Source organism: Acinetobacter sp. YH12142 (assembly GCF_013418435.1).
GTDB classification, from domain to species: Bacteria; Pseudomonadota; Gammaproteobacteria; order Pseudomonadales; family Moraxellaceae; genus Acinetobacter; species Acinetobacter amyesii.
In genome coordinates this window covers 26,210-50,747 of record NZ_VPCB01000003.1, presented here as the reverse complement: position 1 = coordinate 50,747, position 24,538 = coordinate 26,210, and the positions used below count along the sequence as shown (strand labels likewise).

The window sequence follows — 24,538 nt, the reverse complement described above, 5'->3', positions numbered from 1 at the left end:
AACCCGTACTGGCTGCTGAAAGCTAAAGTTTTATCTGTTTATTTTTTAATCCAATGGATTACCTACAATATTACTAATAATGCCTTTCATAATATGATTGCCTTGTTCTTTACGCAGTTCTGCATACCATTCACGCGTCACACTTTCATCTTTCATATGGGTCACATCACAACGCTTACGCGCTCGCAGTACCAATTCATTGGCACGTTCATTACGTTTATTTTGATAACGACGCAATGAATCTTGTAAGCTTAAAGTATTGATTTGCAGAGAACGGGCTAAATAAATTGCATCTTCCATTGCTTGGCAGCCACCTTGTCCAATATCCGGCGTTGTACTGTGTGCTGCATCACCCACGATCACCACACGACCTTTGTAGAAATCTGCAAAAGGTTCAATATCATGAATTTCTACCCGATTGGTTTTTTGGGCATCTACAGCATCAATCAGCTTTTGCACCGGTTCACACCAACCTTTAAAGTATTCTTTAAATAAAGCCTTATATTGTGTGCGGTCATTTTCTAAGCCTGCTGCTAAAGGGACATCAAAGAAGAAATAGAATCGGTTGTCGGCAACGGGCATCAGCGAAACACGTTTACCTTCTCCTACAAATGTCGTCCATTGATCTGCCGCAGCAAATTCTTCTGAAATGTCGACTAACCCGTTCCAATTGACATAACCTGCATAGCGGCGCTCAACTTGTTCCCCCAATACATACGCCCGTGTCAATGAATGTGTACCATCGGCGCCAACCAATAAATCAGCCTGAACCTCACTTCCATCGGCAAAACATGTGATCACTTGATCATCTTGTTCTGAGAAGCTCACCATTTTTTTTCCTAGATGAATATTTTCGCGGCCAAACTCATTCATAAGCATATTTTGTAAGTCTGCACGTGAAACTGGATAAGGTCGCTGACCAACTTCTTCGATTAAAGGAAACAGACTAAACTGCGTCATAACATCACCAGTTAAGCCATCGATATAGGCTAAGTGATCCATCTTGCCACCGAGCTTTTCGACTTGTTCGGTTAGCCCCAAATAGTTCAAACATTTGACACCGTTAGACCATAAAGAAATAGCGGCTCCAACAGGTAAAATTTGTTCTGCCTGTTCATAGATGGTTACTTGGTGTCCAAATTTTTTCAAAGCGATCCCTGTCGTTAGGCCCGCCATACCTGCACCAATAATTGTAATGTCCATCTATAACTCCCCTGTGTTTTTTTAAATATCTTTCTCCTAAAAAGCGAAAAGCATGCCATTTTTTCAAACAAACAATAAAAAAATCTAAAGTTGGCACACGCTGTGCTTCTAAACACGTGTAAATGCTAGTTTTTATCAAATGTTAAATTTTTAACACTAAAAACAAAATGCATATGTTTTAAATGAAAATAGTGAATGGATTTTATATATGGCGACTTTACTCGCACCAAGTTTTGATATTCCTGCACAATTACAGACACTTACAAATTTAGCAGATGACCGTATTGGTGCAAAAATACTTGAATGTTCAGATGATTTTTTTGCAGAAGCAAAACGCATGCTTCAATTTAATGCACCTATCTTCGTCGAAGATAAATTTGATGATCATGGCAAATGGATGGATGGTTGGGAAACGCGTCGTAAACGCCATGCAGGTTATGATTGGGCAATCATCCAACTCGGTGTTGCTGGACGAATTCAAGCCTTAGATATTGATACAACATTCTTTACAGGGAATTATCCAGCTTCCGCATCAGTTGAAGCCTGTTTTGCACCAAGTGGTGAGCTAGCACAGGCAGCATGGGTCAATATCTTAGACAATACCGTATTGGGCCCGAGCCAACACCATATATTGAAGGTCTCAAATGATCAGGTGTTTACCCATGTACGTTTAAATATATATCCAGACGGTGGTATTGCACGATTTAAAGTCTATGGTGAAGTTCAGGTTCAAATTCAAGACAGTACGAGCACATTAGACCTTGTTGCACTGGAAAATGGTGGATGCGTAATTGCTTATAGTGATGCTCATTTTGGACATCCACGAAACTTAATTAACCCTGGTCGTGGTATCAATATGGGAGATGGTTGGGAAACTAAACGTCGCCGTGCACCAGGTTTTGACTGGTGTATTTTGGCTTTGGGTCAATCTGGTGCAATAGAGAAAATTGATATTGATACTGCCCATTTTAAAGGCAACTTCCCTGCGCAGGTTTCCATACAAGCGATCTATGTGGAAGATGCCACTGACCCTCAACTGATTCCGCAAAGTATGTTCTGGCCGTTTTTGCTCGACGCACAAGACATGCAGATGGATCACATTCATAGCTTCGTCAGTGAGATTTTAAAGCATGAAAAAATATCGCATATCCGCATCAATATGATTCCTGACGGGGGGATTAGTCGCATACGGTTATGGGGAAAAATACATCCTTAATTGCAATATTGATAAAATAGGAAGCCTTCGTGCTTCCTATGTGTATGGTTTCAATTTTTTTAATTAAATGCCTTACTAAGATATCTAAACATGACACATAGCATAAAAATACAAGCTCTAAGTATTGAAGGCTTTGCGCCTTTTGGAGAGGTCATTTGCACGACTGGACATGATTTTTTCCACATCAATGACACACATACAGAGCGATATCATGCCCTCGTGGAAACAGAAATTTCAGGTGATGCGGTTGCTGGAATTAGCATCTTTAGAAATATCAAAACCACTGAATTGCCTTTTACGATTTCGATGTTGGAGCGTCATCCCAACGGCTCACAAGCGTTTATTCCAATGCAAGCGCAGGCTTTTTTAGTGGTAGTTGCACCTGCGTTGGATGATCACAGCCCTGATCTTACACAGCTATGTGCTTTCATCACTGATGGGAGCCAAGGAGTCAACTATCGTGCAGGAACATGGCATCATCCTCTCCTGACACTCGAAGCACCCAGTAGCTTTGCCGTCATCGATCGTATTGGCATTGGACATAATTGTGATGTGTTCCAGTTCCAAACGCCTATTCACATTTCAAATTAATGTATTTTTAGCTTAAACACTTACAGTTAAATAGACTAAAAATCACTTAACCAATTGTTAATACATAATTAATTTCATCTTTTGATATTATTTAATTTAAACATAACGCATTAAAAAAGCCCTCAATTCAAAGGGCTTTATTTATTCTATACAAACTATATTCTATGAATCATCGTGTGGTTCAAGACCCAAGATTGCCAATGATTAATGTTGTACATCTATCGCCATGCTTGGTTTTTTAACCTGATCTTTGCTCATAGTCACTTCTTTATTTTTAAATAAATTCAAATGATTGAACACAATATTTAAAATAATCGCCATCAAACAAGTTGAACTAATGCCTGAATGAAAGAGTGTTTGCACCCATTTCGGGAAGTTTGCGTAGAAAGAATGATCGATAATTGGAATCATCCCTGCTGCAATCGCAGTCGCAACAATGATGAGGTTCTTTTGCTCGTTATAGTCAATTTTCGCCAAGGTACGAATACCACTTGCCGCAACCGTTCCAAACAAAACTAAACCAGCACCACCTAATACAGGGACAGGAATCGCTGCAATCAGTCGCCCCATAATTGGCAGAACGCCTAATACGACTAAAATCATTCCACCCGCTGCGACAACAAAGCGACTTTTCACGCCAGTAATCGCTACTAAACCGACATTTTGTGCAAAAGCACTTTGCATGAATGAGCCGAAGATTGGCGCTGCTGCACTAGATAACATATCTGCACGTAAGCCATTGGTAATACGCTCAGCATCCACTTTAGTACCAACAATCTCCCCAACGGCAATAATATCTGCTGTCGTTTCAGTCATAATCACTAAAGTCACGATCAACATAGCAATAATGGCACTTAACTCAAAAGTTGGCATACCGAAAGCAAAGAAGCTTGGAAATTGAATCCAGTTACCATTTGCAACTTTAGAAAAATCGCCAAAACCAAAGGCATAAGCCAGCACCGTACCGAAGACAATGGCCAACAAAATTGATAAACGTCGGATAGTTGCATTACGGGTTAAGTTCAGCGCAATCACGATACCCAAAGTTAAAAATGCCAAACTGATGTTCTCAGCACTTCCCCAGTCTGGTGCTTTATTGTTCCCCCCCCATCATCCAGCGTACCGCTACAGGCAGCAATGAAAGACCAATCACAGTGATCACACAGCCAGTCACAATCGGTGGGAAAAAACGAATAATTTTTGAAAAATATGGAGCTAGAAAAAAGCCAATTAGAGATGCAACAATCACTGCGCCATAAACAGCAGAAAGCCCACCGCCTGCGGTTACTATGGCAATCATCGTCGCCACACCTGCAAATGAAACACCTTGTACTAAGGGTAATTTTGCACCGATATATTTCACACCTACGGTTTGTAGGATGGTCGCCAAGCCACCGACAAAAAGCGCCGCCGCAATCAATAAACCGATCTGCGCAGGTTCAAGTCCCGCGGCTGTACCAATAATCAATGGCGGAGCGATAATACCGCCATACATGGTTAATACATGCTGTAGTCCATAGGCAAGGCTTTTCCCTGCGCCTAAATATTCATGTTCTGGTGAAACTGTTTTATCTTGTTCTGTCATTTTTATATCCCCTATTTTTAAACTTTGCTCTTAGCTTCCGCGATACGTTGAATATGCAAATGGGCTGATGAGTAAAGGAATATGAAAATGCTGTGAGGCATCTTTTACATAAAAATGAATCACAGCTTTTGGAAAAAAGGTTTCGGTATTTAAAGTCTGAAAATATTCAGCAGTCGCAAATTCAAGGCTATAAGCACCTGCTGTAAAGTCCTTCAGCGCAAAATCATTGACGCGACCATCTGCATTGGTTTGGGCTGAACCTAGTAACTTACCTTTCGCATTAAATAATTGAATGCTGACATTCGCTGCGGGTTTGCCTAGATTGGTATCTAAAATATGTGAGCTAATCATGCGCTAAGCTCCTGTTTTAATCTTAATAAGGCAATTTCAGCCAGTTGATGATGAACAATTCGTTTTTCAGTTTCAGGATCATTCAATAATCGATATTGCAGCGCCTGCAGTACATCTTCACTACTGAGGCCTGAAGCTTTGATTAAAAAGAGATATCCGTACTTTTTCTCATACGCGATATTGCCTTTGAGCAATGCAAATTGAGTTTCTTCATCTGCTGAAATTTCAGACTGTTCTCGATTAGAAAATTGTTGTTCCAAACAACTTAATTCTGCCTGTGCCTTTTTTTCACCAATCCGTGGATGGTTATCTAGAGCATTTTTGATTTCATCCCAAGTCCAAGCATTTGCAGCTTTTACTGCTTGCTCTATGATTTGTGTGACACAGGTATAAGGACGCTGCGCTACAATATGTTCTGCCCAGCCTTCAATTTGCACACAGTGCTTTAAAAAAGTTTTTACATCTGCTTCGGATGCTTTATTAAATTCAACAAGTTGCACTATAAAATCGCCTAAAATTATTGAATGATTGTTCAAATTTAGTTTTGCAATATCAGTGCCAACCTAGGTCTATGATGTCAGTTACCTAAGTACAGGCCTAAAAAAAGAGGAGCTAAGCTCCTCTTTATCCAAATATTTTTTTACTAGACTGCATGATGTGTATACCAATGTTCCGCGATATCACCACGGCGACAGATCCAGACTTTTTCATGTGATTGCACATAATCTAAGAATCGTTGTAGTGCTTTAAAACGGCCTGGTCGCCCTAAAATACGACAATGCATCCCTATCGATAACATTTTTGGCGCGCTTTCACCTTCTGCATATAGCACACCAAAAGCGTCTTTAAGGTATTGATAAAATTGTTCACCACTGTTGAAACCACCCGGTGAACAAAACTTCATATCATTGCTTTCGAGTGTATAAGGAATAATTAAATGTGGACGGGTTCGACCATTTTCATTTGTCAAACGACTCCAAAAAGGTAAATCATCACCATAGTGATCGCAGTCATATTTAATTTGCGGAAATTCAGCCAATAGCTGACGTGTGTTGGGACTGTCACGCCCTGTGTACCAGCCAATAGGCGTCTTTCCAAATAAAGCTTCAAGCACACTAATTGCCTGATCCATGTGCTGACGTTCTAGCTCTATCGGCATATCCTGATAATGTAACCAGCGTTGACCATGTGAAACGACATCATAGTTGGATTGTCTGATCGCATCGACGATATAAGGATTGCGCGCTAAAGCCATACCAACGCCAAAGATCGTCATGGGTAAATCACGTTTTTTAAATTCTTCATGAATCCGCCAAAAACCGGCTCTGGAGCCATATTCATACATCGAGTCCATCGACATATGTTTGGCAGGAAAACTGGCCGCTCCAATAATATCGGATAAGAATTGTTCTGATCCTGCATCCCCATGTTCGATATGGTTTTCTCCACCCTCTTCATAGTTCAACACAAACTGCACTGCGATACGTGCCTGATTAGGCCATACGACTTGAGGTACATCGCCATGATATCCAATTAGGTCTCTGGAATAATCCTGTTGTTGGATCTGGTCAATTAAGTCTTGCCCGCGTAAGTAGCCTGTAGTCACTTCAACTTCCTAATTTGTTATATCAAACAGTAAAAAATTAGGTAGAAGCAAGCAAATTATACGCCAATATCGTAGACGGCTAAATAACTTTTCATATCAATGACCATTGCCTTTTTTTAAAATATTGAATGGTTGCCCTGAATCATCTGCAATGATTGAAATTTGCCAAATTTCATCTATTTCTGGAAAATTCTGATGCAGTTGATCAATGAAATAGTAATAACCCTGTGTATTTTCGGTAATATAAATGATTGTATTTGAACACAATATATAGAGTTGAATCTCATCAATGGTTCCAATATTTTGGCGTACGACATCTATACTTTGAATATCTTTCCATAATATAGTTTTTGTGCTTATTTCAGGCCCAATTATAGTATATGTGAAACCATCATTAAAATATTCAAAATCACCTTTATCCTGTCTTAGACTCTCAAATTCAATTGTTTTATTCTTTATATCTTGTTTTAAATCAATTGAATCTACAAACCAAATATGAGGATGACAAATTATTGCATTCCAAATAATAAAAATACAAAGTGTAAAAAACCATATATTAGCTGTAATTACTATCGTAAGCACTGCCAATATAAATAAGATAAAACCCAAATTTAGGTTTAAAAATAATATAGTTGAAGTTCTTATTGGTAGTTGTACTTTCATTGGCAACTGCTTGAATAAAATATTACCATCATTCAATTTTTCGTTATATTTAAAGTAAAAACAAATTGCCAGTATTAAGAATGATATTAAACTAATGAATGTAAAATGTTTTTCCCATATTTGCCAATTAGATAAAAAATATATAAAAATGACCATAAATATTGAAATTGAACAATACATCGTAAGTAAGGAATTTAAAAAAATATGCATTCTCATTGTTTGTTTAATCTAGTAATTTTTTAATGGTATAACTATACTTAATTATTGATAAATTTAAAGCGTCATGATGAAATGTCTTTGTAAAACTATCTCATCATGCTCTGGAAAATTAATTTTTATTTAATGATTTTTAAATAAGATTTAATATTTTTCAATGTTTTATAGGTTTAGTTACCTGCTTTCTCATAGGTATGTAGTGAATTCCCCATTGCTGAGTTAATTCACCTACAATCTCAAAGCCAAATTTTTTATAAATTTCTAAAGCATAGAAACTCGAATTTACCGTAATATGCTCAGGCTCATGCTGCATTATTACGCTTTCTATAAACTCCCACATTTGACGTCCAAAACCTTGGCCATGATATTCAGGTTTCAAGAAAAAATGCATGAGATGTGCAGGATGCACATAAGCTACATTGCCAACGATTTCTTGATTTATTTCAGCAACAAAATAATGGATTAAATCACGCTCAAAAATATGTTTGAGCATGTGGGGCTTAAAGCGCTCACGACCTTCTTCACTGCAAATAACATCATCGACAAATGGTTCAATGACTGCCGCGATTCCATCAACATCCTCTACACAGGCTGGGCGTATGATCATTTTTAGCATGTTGTTCTCTTTATAAAAGTAATCCTTAAACTTCCTCCGTCAAAGAAAATAAACTTTCTTAAAAGAGTCATTTAATGAATTATCACTTTTAGCTGTTATTTTTCAATACGTTTAAAAGTTACTTCAGCTAAATTTAAAGTAGATGTTGTACATACAATATGCAATTGTCATTCAAATATTTTTCAGCACAATTTTAAAATATATGTGAGGCATAAATGCTGAATGAATTCAGAAAACATAAAAATCCCCACGTTTGGAGGATTTTTTACTTTATTTATTGAATAGCCATTATTTTTAATACACATCACGGCGGTAACGACCTGCTTTACGCAGTGTATGCAGTTGTTCAATGCCCAGTATCTCTTGCAAAGTGGCATCTACCGCTTTGGCCATATTCAAACTGCCGCAGATATAGAGACAAGCCCCTTGCTCTAGCCAATCAATCAATTCAGCTTTTTTTACAACTAGGACATCTTGCACATACTTTTCAGCAAATCCATCACGAGAAAATACCCGATCGATTTCTGCAATTTTACCTTGGCTTTGTAATTCATGCAGTTCATCAGCAAAAATTGCATCAAAAGCATGTTGACGTTCACCATAAATAAACCTGTTTTGATAGTGCACCGTTGCGACACGTTGCTTAAGATGTGAAAGCAAACCCGCCATTCCTGAGCCATTGCCAATCATAATTGCCGACTTAACGCCCTCTGCTAAGTCAAAATTTGGATTCGCACGAATATAGGCATGAATACATTGTCCAAGTTTTAAATCGTGCGTTAATAAACCAGAACCTAAACCTAGTTCATCGCCATGCTGCTCTTGACGTACGACGAGCTCTAAATCTTTTTAATTAAATAGAGTTTGATAATTTCACGCTTATACTAAACGACTGAATAAAGACTATAATAAAAATTAAAAATTCATTCGCCATTTGCGAAATCTTCGAGCAATCATGTCCAAAAATCTTGCAACGCTGATTGGATTCAGTGCAATCTTACAATGGTCTTCTATTGTTGGTTTACTTAAGAAAATTAGTTTCAGTATTAGCCCTGATCTTGCTGTGCTCTTTATGTATACCTTGAGCGCAATTATTCTATTGCTCTTATTTAAAATTCCAAACCTTAAACTGGTTCCGCGCCAATTTTTGATATACGCCACCCTTTTATTTGTGATTTATGAGTTGTGTTTTTCGTATGCCATTGCTTTGGCTCAAACTGCTCAACAAGCGATTGAAATCAGTTTAGTCAATTATTTATGGCCGAGTCTGACAATTGCCGCGTTAATTTTATTTAAAGAATTAAAATTTAACTTTTTCGTAATCATTGGTTTAGCCATTTGTTTGGGTGGCATCATTTTGATCCAAACGGGTAATGGAAGTTTTAACTGGTCTACAGTCTTTACGAACATTCAGTCTAATCCATTAAGCTATTTTCTTGCTTTTATGGGAGCGAGTTTATGGTCACTCTACTGTGTGATTACACGTAAATACAGTCTTGGACATAACCCTATTTCATTCTTTTTCGTCGTGATCACGATTATGCTATGGCTAAAAATGTTGATATTTCACGGTATTCCGCGAATGCCTGCCGTAGACTTACATACCGGTAAGTATATGTTAATCGTGTCCATTGTAACCGCTTTGGGTTATGCAGCGTGGAATGTAGGTATTATTAAAGGCAATATTACGATATTGGTGACTTTATCGTATTTTAGTCCGATTTTTTCTTCGGTTATTTCAATGTTTATATTACAGACACCACTGAGTTTAAGTTTTTGGCATGGTGCCATTTTGGTGACATTAGGTTCGCTGGTATGTTGGATTTCAACCAGTTGGCCACAAATTAAAGCCAGATTAATGCAATTGCGCCATGAATAATAAGAAGCAGTCACTTGGCTCATTTATCTTAAACTGAATAGCAAAACCGCGATTAGGCACAGCATATGAAGTAACTGTGTTGGTGCAAAATATAGAAAATATTTCCAGCCACCTGTGAGAAATGCATTCACACATTTTGAAATCGCATGGGCTGATAATCCAATCACCACAGCATAAACCAGTGTCAAATTATCGATATTACCTTGCATCACCACGGTTGCCATAGCTGCATGGACTTCAAAGAGTGATGCTAATAATGTCCCTAAAATTAAGCCTTTATCACCTAAAGCGAGATTTAATCCATAAACAAGTGCTTGGATCAAAGTAAGCGTGATGGCAATGATTGCCGCCTGTTTTAAGCTAAACATTCGACTATCAGTATTTTCTAACGGCACTGTTTCATTCGCCTGTACATGAAGCATTTCGGGTTCTGACTCTTTATTATGCTGAACTGGAGATGAGCCATAAATCAGATATAGCGCAGCAAGGACCAATATCAAGATGCCGACGATACTTGGTATAACTAATATTTTAAACCAAGCAAAACTCACCCCAAGGACAATGATCAAAAGTTGAACCAATGTCGCAACACATGAAAAAAGTCCTGCCCCTGCATTACTTTTGGCACTGGCTTTTCCTGCTCGTACTTCCATACCTAAGCTTGCGATTGTTGCTGTGCTCGACACAAAACCTGATGCCAAGGCCGATAAAATAATGGCTTTATCAGAGGATAATAGCCGCTTGGAAATGTGTGCTAATGACTGCACCACCAAGATCAATATCAGTAATTTTAAAATCACATAGGGATTTAATACTGAACCCCAATAGGCTTGATTCGGCGTTAACGGTAAGGCAATTAGGATCAATGCCAGTAAAAATACACCATCTCTTAACTCATAGTCTTTGATCCAATGTGCTGCAAAATGATGTAAGCCTTTTTTTCCAACTAATATGAGGGTCAACACCACAGCCAAACACGCAGCCAATGGAATATTAAATACACAAGCAGCGCCGATTAAATAGGTCATAACAAAAGCTAGTTCTGTGGTTGTGCCAATATCTTGTTTTTGCTGGCTTAATCCATAATAGCTAAACATACTGACGACAATTGCACCGATTACACCAACAGCTAAATGGATTAAAAAACACAATGCTCCAAACAGCGCACAAATGGTAAATGAGCGTAAACCGGCAAAGCTCTGTTCACTGTCCAAATTGTTGTTACGTTGACGCTCCAAACCGATGAGCAATCCACAGCCTAAAGCCGAAGCTAAAATAGTTAACAACGCTGGGAAGGATAATGTTTGTATGAGTATTTCCAAATTTAAGCCCTCCCATCAATACATTGTTTATTTTGGCAATATAAATAAAAAATAATATAAAAATTTAACGCTAAAATTTGAAAAAAACATATAAATTGAACAACTTGAGAATTTTCAATCATGTTCAAAGTTTAGTCATACTTTAAATCATAAACAATTCCATGATAAATATCCTAGTGGACATCAAATATTTCTCATCTTTTAATTAAAAAAAATATTCGAAAATCTGACTTTTTTACCTTCATGTCTGTTTAAAGCACACATTAAGCCCAAATCACCATAATCGCCGCAATCACCACTAGGGCTAAACCCCAATGATCGGTTCTTGCGAGTTTTTCCTTAAAGAAATATGCAGAAATTAAGAGGCTAAATAAGATTTCGATTTGACCTAGGGTTTTGACAATCGCAACCGTTTGCATACTCATAGCAGTAAACCAGCCCAAGGATGCTAGAAAGCTACAGACACTAACGCGAAATGTTAGACCGACTCTATCCCACATGGCAATGAGCGTTTTGCGGCTAAATAGACTGAGGTACAACAGCATAATCACACATTGAAAGCCAATTACACTCAACAATACCCACGCCGCACGATGCAAAGTCGGTAAATCACTTAGCTCTAAACTGGCTTCACGAACCAATAAAGAGGTAATGGCAAAACTTAATCCACTCCCTACACCGATGCATAAAGTTGGCAAAGATAACTTTTGTCGTTGAGAACCTTTGCTTAAAAGAAAAACGGCTATGCCACCAACCAAAACACCAATCCAACCAAATAAACTTAAATGTTCACTTAAGAAAATCACCCCAACAATGGCCGCAAATATGGCTTCACTTTTCGCTAAACCGACGCCGATGGCATAATTCTTTTGTTTAAAAAGCAAGACCATTAAAATCGTCGCTAAAATTTGACTTAGTCCTGCAATCACCACATAGACCCAAAACATAGGTGTAAATGTGGTTACCTGACTCACAGGCTGTTGTTGGTACAGTACAAATAAATAAATGCAGGCAAATGGGAGTCCAAAAATAAACCGAGCAAGGGTGACACCATACACATCAACAGTGGTACTGAGTTGCTTTTGAAATGCATTGCGCCATGACTGCATAAAAGCAGCCATTAAAGTGAACAAGATCCAAACTGGAAACATAAGAAAGGTGGTTTAACGATGGATGCCTCATCAATTTACGCTTTTATTGAATTGAATGCGACCTAACACGGCTAGATTATTCATTGAACTTGGTTATGGATTCATTGAAAAAATTTTATTTAAAAACCTCATATTAAGAATATGGTATTTATCAAAATTTAAGTTTTTATAAAAATACGCAAAGGCATGTTACCTTTGCGTTTTGCTCTTTACCAATATTTAGTTGGTAACTTACAGTAAGTTAGCTTTCAAGTAGTACAGCACCAAATTGCTCACGTAGATCTTTTTTCAGCATTTTACCTGTTCCGCTCAAAGGAATAGCATCCACAAAAATCACTTTATCTGGCACCTGCCATTTAGCAACTTTATCTGCATAATAATCCAAAATTTCTGTATCAGATAAATCGACATCTGGCTTTTTAATTGCAATCAAAACAGGACGCTCATCCCATTTCGGATGGGTCACTGCAATCACTGCCGCCATAGCAATTTTAGGATGTCCCATAGCTAAATTTTCTAACTCAACGGAAGAAATCCATTCACCGCCCGATTTGATCAAATCTTTTGAACGGTCACTAATTTTTAAGAAACCATCTTCGTTCAGGGTTGCAATATCCCCGGTATCAAACCAACCATCTGAGGTTAATGCAGACTCTGTTTTGCCAAAGTAATTGCCAATAATCCAATGCCCTTGGATCTGCAAATTACCCGTCGTTTCGCCATCACGTGCAACTTCGTGTGTACCGTTTTCTTCATCGGTAATACGTAAATCGACCCCAAATGGTGGACGACCTTGTGACAAACGCACTTGTAATTGTTCTTCTTCAGATAATAACAAATGTTTGGCTTTAAACTGGTTTGAAGAACCTAATGGACTGGTTTCGGTCATGCCCCAAGCATGAATCGTTTCACAGTTAAATTGCTCTTTAAACACTTTCAACATCGCAGGTGGGCAAGCAGATCCACCAACCACATTACGCACTAAACTTTCGAGCTGACTACCTGCTTGTTGCGCAGCATTGATTAAACCCTGCCAAATCGTTGGAACACCCAATGCAACGGATACTTTATAGTCATCAATCATTTGCGTCAGGCTTGCTCCATCTAAACCTGGGCCTGGCAGCACTAAGGTGCAACCCACCATAGCCGCAGCATATGGCGTACCCCATGCATTGACATGGAACATCGGCACAACAGGCATCATAATATCTCGCGCTGAGATATTTAATGAATCTGGCATACAAATCGCATAACTGTGTAAGACTGTTGAACGATGACTATACAACACACCTTTAGGATTGCCTGTGGTACCCGAGGTATAACATAAAGAACTAGCCGATAATTCATCTAATTCTGGCCATGTATAGTCTGCAGATTGCCCCGCGATAAGTTCGTCATAAAACTTCACATCGGGCACCGCTTCAACAATCGCTGCATCTGGTCCATCTAAACAAATAAAATGTTCAACAGATTTTAATAATGGTTTTACTGCTTTGATTAAAGGCAAAAAGGTTTTATCAAATAACATGACGCGGTCTGCGGCATCATTGATGATAAAAATTAATTGTTCAGGAAATAAACGTGGATTAATGGTGTGACATACATAACCACTACCTGAAATAGCGTACCAAGACTCTAAGTGACGATGGTTATTCCAAGCGATGGTCGCAACACGATCCCCTAAATTTAAACCGAGTGATGCAAGAACATTGGCAAATCGTTTTGAATTTTTATGGACTTCACCCCAAGTGGTTTTCGTAATCGTCGAGTCTGTATTTTTTGAAATGACTAAACTATCCGCATGATAGCGACCCGCATGTTCAATCATGCTACTAATCAAAAGCGGTTTAAACATCATATTACCAAGCATTCTTTGCTCCCACATTCATCCATATTGAGTTGTTGTTTTTCCGCACTGTCCTGCAGATTTTTTAAAACTTTGCACCATGTCAAAAGTGATTATTCTTTATCGACAAGGTTAAAGCAGTAGATATGAAACGCATATCCAAAACTGATTCTTATGTTTTAACCTTAATTGATTTTAGAATCCACTGTTTTATTGCTCAAAATATGAATGCTTTAGTGGTATAAAATGCAAAAATTAAAGCTTTAGACCTATTCAAAATATAGTCTTATTTAGTTATAACATTGCTGCTTTAAAAATGTCGTTTTCAGTTATCAAATAATCGACTGAGTCAATTGGCATAAAAAAACCCAGTCTAGATACACTGGGTTCATTCATTGCATTAGCCGTTGCAGTTAAGTTGAAAAAGTTACAGTACTTCAAACTCAATACGACGGTTTTTCTTACGGCCTTCAGGCGTAGCATTGTCTGCTACAGGCTTATTTGAGCCCATCCCTTCAGTACTTAAGTTCGCCGCTGCAATATTTTTTGAAATCAGGTAGTTTTTAACTGCATTAGCACGATCTTGGCTTAAACTTAAGTTTTTCTCAGGATTCCCCGAGCTGTCTGTGTGACCAATAATTCGTACTTTTTTCCCACCGACGCGATTCAGTGCGACAACCATTTCATCTAAGATCTGTACCCCAGATGGCGCTAAAATAGCACTTCCCGATTCAAATTCGATAATACGATTACGTAAAGCCGCATCAATAATAGCCTGTTCAGCCTGATTGACAGAAAGCTGTGCATTGAAACGAAAAGGTGCTGTGACCAAAGACTGAAACTTGGTGGTCGTTGGTTGGATATCATTTTGATTTGACATCTTGCCACTTAAATCGACTTGCGTTCCGCGTACAGAGAGTTTCCCCTGTTTTACTTTTTTTAAGTCATCATTAATCATTTGGCTTACGCTATTGCCCCAACCATTGGGTGCTGTAACCGCTCGAACCTGAATTTTATCAACCACATTTGCCTGACCATAGGTCAAATAGGCTTTATTTAATATTTCTTGCTTGGTTGCTTCATTCGGTACAGCACCTTCAATCACAATAGGCTCTGCCCAAAGCAAAGTCGAACAACCTAAAATGTACACACTCGCAAGAAATTTGGGCAACATTGGTAAGATTCTTTGCATCATTATTCTTCTATAAAAGTCTGTCTAAAAAGTTTAATGCCATGAATAAGGCTGATCTGGCGCTCACTCAAAGACTGTTCCAAAACGGCTAAGCCTGCATTTTGTTCAAGATAAGGATCAATCCAACTAGCATCAATCAAGGAAACCCAATGATCACTTTGCATGTTTTGGGTAAATACATCACTCAGCGCTGTAATATCAGCGCCTTGAAAACCAAACAGTAAAACTGGCGAATCACTGTGTAGGATGCCAATGAGTAATTCAGCATCTTGATTTTCGACAAAGCGACTAATTAAATTGACCCAAAAAGCCGCAATTTCATAACAGTAACTAATATTATTGATCGGTAAGATCAACACTTTATTCAACCGAGACGTGCCCTGATGAATAATCGGTTGTAGCAGCAAACCGAGACCAATCATGCTTTGCGCCAACTGATAAGGCGTAAAATTCAATAAACGTGCAAATGAATGCAACGTATGATGCTCATAAAAAGAAGAGGTTTCTTCTGTCCCGAACACTTGAATTTCGTTATTCAGTTTGCCTAATTTATCGAGCAAAATATCGGGATCGCGAATAGAACGCATCACTCGGTTACGCTGATATAAGTCAATTAAGGTTTGTTTATAACGATAAGGTGCATACAAAATATTATCGAAAGGATCATCGATTTCTAGCAGATGAGCGAGCACCATTGGAAATTGACGCTTTGAACTGTCTTCACTGCTAATCAAATTGGCAACCAAAAAACGCTTATCTTTTGGACTGGCAATAAAGAAATCTAATGAAGGCAGTGAGTTATACGCTGCATTAAAATTGTCTGAACGCATAGCGAACTCAAGCGCCTCCGTGATCCACTGATCGATTAACTGAATCAGTGAATATTGTTCACGGCTCTTTAAGAAGTCACCACGAGCTGGACATTTCCCATAATACAGCGGTGTCGTTCTCACTTCATACATTGTCACACTCCTTGTTCTTTTGCACGAATGCCACCGCTCTCATTTTTAAATTCATCATCATGGTGTTGCTGTTCCTTGTACAACACTCATCGGTGAAGTCGCTGGCGCTACAGGCGCTTGTCCTGCAGGCATCGTTTGCGCTGCGACGACACGAACACCTTTATTCGTCACCACTTGATCAACAAGAGTCATACCTGAATAGCCTGAACCTGTAGTTGGGCCAGATGCGTTACCACTGATTAAACGGAAGTTCACTTTAACAAACACTTTTGGATTTTGTTTGCTACGCCACACCATTTCAAATGAATTACCATTTTGTGTACGCTGAGCGCCTTCAACCAATCGGTTAATACCATATTCACCCGGCTCATCAAAAATCGTATGCGTTTGACCTTCCAAGTCAATTGCAGTAATACGTGCACCCGGAATTGCCCCTTTATTTGGCCAAACGAAGTTCACCCATTGCTGAACACCGTTTTCATACACCATACGCTGACCATCAATATCAATGGTATATGAAAGCAACTGTGTATTTTCTAATGGGAAGAACTGGAAGTTCGATTGATTGGTTGCCGCAGGTGCTGCTTGACTCAATTCCCCTGTAGCAACGCCATTACTTGGCGCAACATAGCGTTGGAAATTCGCTACGAATTGTGGATTTAAACCAATGCCCAAATCTTTCCATGTTTTCGTGGTTAAGGTATAGCCACGACGAATCACCAATGGATCTAAATATTCTTTTACAAAGCGAGCGATACTTCCGTTTTCACCAAAAATTTGGCTAATTTCATTACTGGTCGCTTGTAAAGTAGCATTGCTATTAAATGGATATTTAGGTGCAAGATTGGTTGTAAATGGTTGATACGCTTGCATTGCCCATAACTTATTAATTTCGTTTTGAGCTGGGATCAGTAATACTTCAAATGACTGGGTCACCGGCTGCATAAAGAGCTTTTGAATCAACTGCTGGTCTAATTCATTCAGACCCACAGACATTTTTTCATCCACAAATTTTTGCGTGCTATTAAAGACAGAGCTTTGATCATTGATGGTTTGTTTCACCAATGTCATGCTTGCAGGCCCCATATCACCGCCACTCTTCAAGTCATTGAACTTGCTGCGCACTTGACTCAAAGACAGCATGTATTCATCTAAAATAGATTTGTTTTGCTGATCATCACGCTTACGAACCAATTGATAGAACACATCAAATTCTTTTGCAATAACACCTTGACCGGCTTTAGAAGCAACTTGCTGTGCCTGCTGCGCATCATCACGGCTGAGGACTTTACGTTTAAACCACGCAATAAAACCTTTCTGAGGCGCAGCCAGTTCTGCTTGAACAATTGGATTATCCCAGCTGGTTTCTTTCGCTATACGGTCGACCACTTTACGAATTGGCGAATTTTCAGGTTCACCTAAAATATCGATAAAACGTGACTGCTGAGCAACATCAGCACCCTTGCCATAATGTACTGCATTTAAGAATTTACGCCATTCAGCGATATATTCCTGCTTATAAAGTTCGGTTAACTGTTTACTGATCTGGTCTGGACTACCACTAAACGTCAGGTCATCAGAGCGATTGGTATTGAGTACCCAATCTTGAGTATCCGTCGGATTATTCGCAGCTTGGTTAATCGCATCTTTTACATAATCATTCCAAGCTTGGTAAGTAAAAATACCCGGCAAGGCATAACTACCCAACATGCTGTTTTGGCCTGTTTCACCTAATATTTGCTTCACTGTCACCGCAGGGAAACGTACCGAACCACGCATTTTAATTTCATTATAAACGCGGTCGCGTGCAGGAATACCCATGGTAACAGCCGTCAATAATTGACGTGTTTGATCAACCAATAAAGGATCAGATTCCATTTGCGGGAACGCAGGATCAGCAGCTAAAGTCATCGCATAAGATAAAACTTGTTCTGCTTTTTGAATCATTTCCCCACGTGGCATTTGACCACGATTTGAATCTAACCATGAACGCCAGAAACGAGTAACTTGGTCACTCAAATGGCTCGATTCCATATATTTATGATTGCTCATCATCAAATACGCCTTCAGTGCATTGTAGGCATCCTGAGGATTAGTATCCGATGGTTCTAAATAGGGCTGATTTGATTTCACAGCTTGAGTGATTTGCACATTGACGTGATTTTCTTTCAACGTCGCTTCATTGGCTTTAACGCGCTGTAAGTACTGCGCCATATTTTGCTGAGATGGTGCCAATACAATTTGTTGAATACCTCGTAAATACTCAACTTTGAGTTTTTCACGAATTTTATTCCCTTGGTATAAACCAAAGCTATATTTCAAAGGACGATCTTCATCAAAATGATCGAGCTGCTGTAAATGCCCTTGTAATATCAGCAATGCATCCAATTGAGTCGAAAGCTCACTTCCGCTACGGCTTTCCATTTGTACAACTTTGTCTAGGTCTGCCTGAACTTCAGCCACGAGTTGTTGGTTATTACGATACGACCAAACCCATAATCCAAGCACCACAGCAACCAATAATAATGCAGCAATAAATGCCATAAAACGCTGACGCTTACGTGCAGGATTGATATGTTGTTTAACCAGATTTTTATCTTTTAAAATGACGGTTGAAAAGAGTCCTTTTAAGAAATAACCATGGTCTTGCGAAACAGAATTCGTAGGAATGCCAAACTCACTATCCGTACTTTTCACCAAATGAAAGTCTTCAGCGATTTGCTCGGTCATTGGACTTTCAATCACACCTTCTTGTAACGCACTGGTGAAATAGAACCCACGGAATACCGGTTTAAACTGATAAGGGTTGTCTTGAAACAACGTACCAATAAAAGTTTTTAACACTGGCTTTAAACTTTTAAACTCAAGTGGAAATGTCATTACACTTGGAGAAATATTTTGCGAATGACGACGACTCAAGTGCGTAGTACTGACGCTCTTCAAACCATCGTATAAAATTGAATAATGCTTTTCGAACATCTCAACGGCATGCTCAGATGAGTCTGGATCATAAGGCAGTGTTGCACCCCAAACTTGATCAAATTCATCCTTATCATAACAATCAAAAAATTCAGTAAAGCCGGCAATCAAATCCATTTTTGAAAAAACGATATACACTGGCGCAAAAATTTCTAAACGTTCAGTCAAATCCTGTATACGTGCGCGTAAGTTTTTGGCTAATTTGATTGATTTTTCAGGACTTTGACTAACAAGCTCCGCCACAGAAACAATCACGATTAAACCGTTAATTGGTGCTTTAGAACGGTTTTTTTTGAGAATATTTAAGAAACCTAACCATTCTGAATGGTCTTCGGCATAAACTGAATATCGACCTGCGGTATCGAGTAAGACACCATCTGTAGAGAAAAACCAATCGCAGTTACGAGTACCACTTAGACCTGCCGACACCATTTTCTGATGAGTTTCTTCAAATGGAAATCTAAGACCAGAATTATAAATCGCTGAACTTTTACCCGCTGCTGGGTTACCAATCACCATGTACCAAGGTAATTCATATAGGGCTGCATTACCCTTTTTGTCGCCGAGTTTTGATTTACGGATAAGTTGAATCGAGCCTTTCATTTGCTGATTGATCAGGGCAAGTTCTTCTTTATTCTTTTGTTTGCCGTATTCAGCTTCATTATCTTTGGCAATCGCCTCAGCTAGCTCTTCGCCTTGCTGTTTATGACGATAATGCTGCACTAATTCATAAATACCCCACAGAATTAATCCGAGAATATAAACAGCAACCACAATGTAAAAAGTCTTTTGTGGAATCGAATTATGCATAGCCACAATGGCCACAAAAAATGACAAAGCCACCATCGCTTTAGGATTGGTGACGTACTGCCAAACATAACCGAGGATCGTATAAAATAGTGTGTTCACAATGTTCTCAATTTCGTCTTAATTCTAATTAAACAGTTTCTTGTTCAAGTTCATCTTCTACTGAAAATGCTTGAATAAAAGCAAATGTCGATTCTTGGTCTGTGCTATAAATCATGGCAGTTAACTCTTCTGGCAAGTGCATACCCAACATGAATCCAAAAATTTTTGCCAATTGCTGGGTATTTCCAAGATTCTGTTTTGTATATAAAAAATGATAGGTTTCAATCGCGGTTTCATTAAATTTATACTGTAATTTTTTCACCACTTTCATATCCGTTGCATCATCTAACATCAATAAAAAGGGTTGTTCTTGATCATACTGATCTAAATTATTCAGTGCTTTAAGCTCTAAATTACGTTTCAACTCAGGCTCATGTGCCACCACTTGTAGCACTTTATTTGGAGTTAAACCTCGAACTTGAACGTCTGAAGCAGCCAAACACCAACTCGATGTAAACTCTGCAGCAATGTATTTTTCTTGTAGCCACATCTTTTCATCAATCCATTCTTGGTCGATTTCAGAGTCAGCATTGAGAATCAAACTGACTTCAGACTTTTGTTTTGAAATCATCTCTAAAATATTTAGCCATTCTGAATAAGCGACTTGAGTGCCGATAAAATGTGGCTCGATATGAATTTGTTCAGGAATGATCGAAAATCCGTCAGATAGATACTGCTGAATAATTTGGGCATAATCATCATTCCATTGATGAATCAAATTATCAGCAAGTAAAATATGAACATTTAAACGATTTAAACGTGAAACTTGCTGTGCATTGTTCGCCAAATGTTCTGGATGTTCATCTTGCGTATAGTCTGGGTCCACCCAACCCGGATGCATACGGTACTGATATGCCAATTCACTATCATAAAAGAGTGCAGATTGCTTCAGATGCTCAGCGATTAAAAATAGACTTTCTACGTGTTGCTCTAGTTGTTGCTGAATAAGTGACTGGATTCTTTTTTCACGCATGGTGATGGCACTAAATTCATCATCTGCTTCTTCACTAGTAAGTTCATCTAAATCTTTGATTCGAAATGAAAGAACAGGCAAACCGTATGCATTGAATAATTTATCATCAAGTTCAGGACTTTTGAATTGTTGAATATCTTGGATAATTTGTTCATTTTCACCAAAACTATGCCAAGCCGCTGAAGAATAAACATTTAAACGAAATTGCTGTACATCGACAGGCTTCGGTTTTGCTTGTTCAATGGCCTCAAGTTGTTGTTGCTCAGCTTGTTCCTCGGCACGTTTTTCAGCTTCAAGCTTTTTTTCTTTTTGATGTTGAATGCTCTTATAAATCAAATAAGGAGACAAAGTAATTGCACATAAAGCGACAGGAAGAATTAGAAAATAGGTGACCAGATCAAAAGCTGTCGGGTCATAGCCTGTATCTCGCCAGTAAAAAATCACGAAAGCAGTACACAAAACAAAAAGCGTACTAAAGGTCCCAATTATTAATTTCAGCATTATTATAAATTCCCCATTAAGGCATAACAGGTTTCTGTATTATCGACCTGTTTATTCGGCTGTAAAAATGCTCCCTGAGCTAAACCAATTCCGCTCAAAGAATTTAAACACACCGGTTTTATTTCTTCTTTTTGTAAAATTAAGCGCACATCCACCATTAATGTTGGACTGCACCAAGTTTGAATCATTTGTTTTAATTTTAGGCTGCGTGCCTGATTCGGTAAAAATGTTAAATAATCTTCATGATTTAAAGGTCCAATCACGATTTCAATTTTTTCGTCAATCTGTTGAATCTTCTCACCACAAAAAGTATTCAGCCCCAATAAGCTCGGCTGAGATCCACCTAAACATGTTCTCTGATCTTCTTCAAATACAAAAGTTTCAGGGATAAATTCTCGAATATCAAAATTCTGCTTAAAGATACAGTTCAGCATGGTTTTTAATGCATACGCTGTATTGTTTTGTCCCTGCATTAAACCTGAAAACTCTGCAAAATAATCATCTAAATCAGGCTGATCATGCTGGCTACGGATATAACCATTTAATGCATGTAAAATATCAAGATAGTGATTATCCTGCTCGATTTCATAACGAATAGGTAAATGATAATTTAAACTGGCATCAACATAATGTGCTGTTAATTTATGATTAAACAGCCCTAAAAACTTTTGAGTTTCGTGTCGCTGATGTCGCCCGCTGAGCTTAATCTTATTGGTATAACTATAAGGTAATGCACCTTGAATACCCGTTAAACCTACCATTAAATTTGTCAGTTCAACTTTCTCATCGTTGAACTCTAAACTTTCAATTTCAGTGTTCGGGAAGTTCAGATTAAGTGAACTATTAAACTCAAAGTCATTTGCCCAGTGAACTTGAGCCGCTCCATAAGGTGCATGTCTTAACAAACGAGTGGCTTGAACAAACTCGTAGGCTTTCGGTTCTTGGAAAAGTCCGTCAATTACAGAGCTTTCTTGCCACCAACGTTCTGCACGCATTGGTATAACTCCTGTTGACTATTTGCATCAAAAACCGAGACATCGACAAAGCTGTTCATATTGACTTTTAAATTAAAGATATGGGCCAGCAATTGACTAAATATATATAGGCTATGTCCTCTAAATATATCCGCATCGATATCGAGCTGTACTTTTAAACCTCTGACAAATAATGGAAATGGTTTACTATCCACAAGTTTCTGCGTAGTAGAAAACTGAATCTTTTTTATGGAGTCGATAATAATTTGGTTTTCTTTTGATTTAGGTAAATTATACAATTCCAAAAGTTCTTTAATATGAGAGACCGCATCGCCTTTCATTAAAGACATATTATTCAAAGATAAATGTGAAATGACCCGCCACTGTTCTTGTTTATTTTGCTCAAAATAATACGGTAACGACGGTCGTTTGAGCATCAGAGCACGACGTGCCAAATTACTATCATTCAGTGTTAATGCATTCTGATCTTTATTATAACTTTCGTAAGGTAACTCACGATTACTACACAAAAGTTCAGTACTAATAAAATCGGACTGAGTACTATGCGGGTCTAAAGCACGAGATATGATTGAATAGTTTAATTCCTGATGTTTATTCTTCATCTGCTGCGGATTTAAACTATAAAAAAACTGGACTTTATCTTGATGATAATGACTCATTGCAAAAAAAGGCAGTACCGGATAATACACTTCATCTTGGTTACTTTTTTCACGCACCATATTCATTTTTAAAATGCTATAGGCCTGAAAATATTCAGGATGGTGCGCATCTGTCACCAATGGATATTCCATTCGCTTATGATTAATCTTTTGCGGCTCTGCTTGTTTATTGAAGAGATTAACGATTGGTGTAGCAAACAATTTAAAATTTGCAGCATTTAATTCAGAATAATTTCGAATTGCCGCTTGATCGTTTAAATTAAGCTTAAAGTGCATTTGAACATCAAATTCACTGTGTTCTAAACTTAAAAACTTAATGAAATCTAAATTTAGATTTAAAAAATTGAATTTTTCAGGAACACAAAAATATTCCATCAATAAACGATATGCATGATGCGTATGCTGATCGATAGGTAGAACACTTTGAACTTCATCAAAGCCCATAATTTCAAATGGATTGGCAATATCAAAAATGTGCTGCCCCACACGAATCGAAAAACTCGTAGTCGATTTAAAAATACTATCTAAAACCTGTAAAGGAAAATTAGAAATAGCGTCTAAAAATATCGGCAAAGTTTCATTTTTGAGTAAAGCGTGCTTATTCGAAAAAATTTCAAATCCTAAGCTCAATGTAGCATTTTGATTTAAATGCATATGTGCCGATGGATGAGTTTTGAAATTGAGCTGTTTTAATTGAATCGGTAATAAAGTGACTTCTTGTACCGTCTGATATTCACATTGAACACCACGCGTACTTTTGGCTTTTAGACTGGTCGCCTTTGGAATAACGTGTCGATCTGTTAATTGCTTAATTTTATTTATATCTTCGAAGCTCACCACAGAACATGCAGGAAATGGTTTTAAATATTGAGGAAACATCACCTCAAAAATTGAACGGGTAAAAACGTCATAACTATCTGCAAGTTTTTTATCAATCCGTGCAGAAATTAGAGAAAATGCTTGAATTAAACGCTCAATATGCGGGTCATCTATTTGTTCTTGGTTTAAAGACAAACGCTGGGCGATTTTGGGGTATTTACTGGCAAATTCACGGGACTGTTGTCCAAATTCCTGTAGTTGTTTTTCGTAATACGGTAACAGCTCTTCAATCACAGATAACCCA

General features: G+C 38.1%; 19 protein-coding genes and 1 pseudogene. 3 read left to right on the top strand and 17 right to left on the bottom strand.

Features of this window, described 5'->3' with window-relative positions:
• Positions 1 to 45: 45 nt before the first annotated feature.
• On the bottom strand, positions 46 to 1,203 hold the full coding sequence (gene hpxO / locus FTU77_RS03575) for an FAD-dependent urate hydroxylase HpxO (protein WP_180054677.1): 1,158 nt from the start codon (positions 1,201 to 1,203) through the stop codon (positions 46 to 48).
• A gap of 208 nt (positions 1,204 to 1,411) precedes the next feature.
• On the opposite strand from hpxO, the gene alc reads away from it, so the two are divergent.
• Both alc and FTU77_RS03565 read left to right on the top strand, forming a co-directional pair.
• Positions 1,412 to 2,419, top strand: a complete 1,008-nt coding sequence (gene alc / locus FTU77_RS03570) for an allantoicase (protein WP_180054675.1) — start codon at positions 1,412 to 1,414, stop codon at positions 2,417 to 2,419.
• Between the two features lie 90 nt (positions 2,420 to 2,509).
• Entirely contained in the window at positions 2,510 to 3,010 is a 501-nt protein-coding gene (locus FTU77_RS03565) for an ureidoglycolate lyase (RefSeq protein ID WP_180022856.1), read from the top strand.
• A 204-nt stretch (positions 3,011 to 3,214) separates the two neighbouring features.
• On the opposite strand, the pseudogene FTU77_RS03560 reads toward FTU77_RS03565, so the two are convergent.
• From FTU77_RS03560 to FTU77_RS03530, 7 genes and pseudogenes are all read right to left on the bottom strand, one after another.
• A pseudogene (locus FTU77_RS03560) lies at positions 3,215 to 4,595 on the bottom strand (nucleobase:cation symporter-2 family protein).
• Positions 4,596 to 4,625: 30 nt separating this feature from the next.
• Positions 4,626 to 4,946 (bottom strand): hydroxyisourate hydrolase, encoded by a 321-nt coding sequence (gene uraH, locus FTU77_RS03555; RefSeq protein WP_180054673.1) that lies wholly within the window; start codon positions 4,944 to 4,946, stop codon positions 4,626 to 4,628.
• Positions 4,943 to 5,446: a 2-oxo-4-hydroxy-4-carboxy-5-ureidoimidazoline decarboxylase gene (uraD, locus tag FTU77_RS03550; RefSeq protein ID WP_180054671.1), complete on the bottom strand. Its 504-nt coding sequence runs from the start codon at positions 5,444 to 5,446 to the stop codon at positions 4,943 to 4,945. Before uraD ends, uraH begins: the two co-directional genes overlap by 4 nt.
• Before the next feature lie 143 nt (positions 5,447 to 5,589).
• Positions 5,590 to 6,552: an allantoinase PuuE gene (gene puuE, locus FTU77_RS03545; protein ID WP_180054669.1), complete on the bottom strand. Its 963-nt coding sequence runs from the start codon at positions 6,550 to 6,552 to the stop codon at positions 5,590 to 5,592.
• A gap of 96 nt (positions 6,553 to 6,648) precedes the next feature.
• Entirely contained in the window at positions 6,649 to 7,215 is a 567-nt protein-coding gene (locus FTU77_RS03540) for a hypothetical protein (protein ID WP_180054667.1), read from the bottom strand.
• Positions 7,216 to 7,585: 370 nt separating this feature from the next.
• Positions 7,586 to 8,038 carry a GNAT family N-acetyltransferase gene (locus FTU77_RS03535; RefSeq protein WP_180041450.1) on the bottom strand — a complete coding sequence of 151 codons (453 nt, stop codon included), beginning with the start codon at positions 8,036 to 8,038 and terminating at the stop codon, positions 7,586 to 7,588.
• A gap of 303 nt (positions 8,039 to 8,341) precedes the next feature.
• Positions 8,342 to 8,737 carry a hypothetical protein gene (locus FTU77_RS03530; protein WP_180054665.1) on the bottom strand — a complete coding sequence of 132 codons (396 nt, stop codon included), beginning with the start codon at positions 8,735 to 8,737 and terminating at the stop codon, positions 8,342 to 8,344.
• Between the two features lie 265 nt (positions 8,738 to 9,002).
• Between FTU77_RS03530 and yddG the strand changes: the two genes are divergently transcribed.
• Entirely contained in the window at positions 9,003 to 9,926 is a 924-nt protein-coding gene (gene yddG / locus FTU77_RS03525) for an aromatic amino acid DMT transporter YddG (RefSeq protein ID WP_180054663.1), read from the top strand.
• A gap of 23 nt (positions 9,927 to 9,949) precedes the next feature.
• Here yddG and FTU77_RS03520 read toward each other — a convergent pair whose 3' ends face one another.
• From FTU77_RS03520 to tssF, 9 genes are all read right to left on the bottom strand, one after another.
• Entirely contained in the window at positions 9,950 to 11,248 is a 1,299-nt protein-coding gene (locus tag FTU77_RS03520; protein WP_180054661.1) for an MgtC/SapB family protein, read from the bottom strand.
• Positions 11,249 to 11,511: 263 nt separating this feature from the next.
• Complete coding sequence (locus FTU77_RS03515; protein ID WP_180054659.1) at positions 11,512 to 12,399, bottom strand: DMT family transporter; 888 nt, start codon at positions 12,397 to 12,399, stop codon at positions 11,512 to 11,514.
• Positions 12,400 to 12,640: 241 nt separating this feature from the next.
• Complete coding sequence (locus tag FTU77_RS03510; protein WP_180054657.1) at positions 12,641 to 14,269, bottom strand: long-chain-fatty-acid--CoA ligase; 1,629 nt, start codon at positions 14,267 to 14,269, stop codon at positions 12,641 to 12,643.
• Positions 14,270 to 14,672: 403 nt separating this feature from the next.
• On the bottom strand, positions 14,673 to 15,419 hold the full coding sequence (locus FTU77_RS03505) for an OmpA family protein (protein ID WP_306669385.1): 747 nt from the start codon (positions 15,417 to 15,419) through the stop codon (positions 14,673 to 14,675).
• 20 nt (positions 15,420 to 15,439) lie between these two features.
• Positions 15,440 to 16,399, bottom strand: coding sequence for a type VI secretion system-associated protein TagF (gene tagF / locus FTU77_RS03500; protein ID WP_078190765.1), 960 nt, complete (start codon positions 16,397 to 16,399; stop codon positions 15,440 to 15,442).
• Positions 16,400 to 16,456: 57 nt separating this feature from the next.
• Positions 16,457 to 20,287: a type VI secretion system membrane subunit TssM gene (gene tssM, locus FTU77_RS03495; RefSeq protein ID WP_180054655.1), complete on the bottom strand. Its 3,831-nt coding sequence runs from the start codon at positions 20,285 to 20,287 to the stop codon at positions 16,457 to 16,459.
• A 28-nt stretch (positions 20,288 to 20,315) separates the two neighbouring features.
• The gene (locus tag FTU77_RS03490; protein WP_180054653.1) at positions 20,316 to 21,761 is read right to left on the bottom strand and encodes a hypothetical protein; all 1,446 of its coding nucleotides are present in this window, start codon (positions 21,759 to 21,761) and stop codon (positions 20,316 to 20,318) included.
• Between the two features lie 2 nt (positions 21,762 to 21,763).
• The gene (gene tssG, locus FTU77_RS03485; RefSeq protein WP_180054651.1) at positions 21,764 to 22,756 is read right to left on the bottom strand and encodes a type VI secretion system baseplate subunit TssG; all 993 of its coding nucleotides are present in this window, start codon (positions 22,754 to 22,756) and stop codon (positions 21,764 to 21,766) included.
• Positions 22,720 to 24,528, bottom strand: a complete 1,809-nt coding sequence (gene tssF / locus FTU77_RS03480) for a type VI secretion system baseplate subunit TssF (RefSeq protein WP_180005371.1) — start codon at positions 24,526 to 24,528, stop codon at positions 22,720 to 22,722. The genes tssG and tssF overlap by 37 nt, the downstream gene beginning before the upstream one ends.
• Positions 24,529 to 24,538 lie beyond the last annotated feature (10 nt).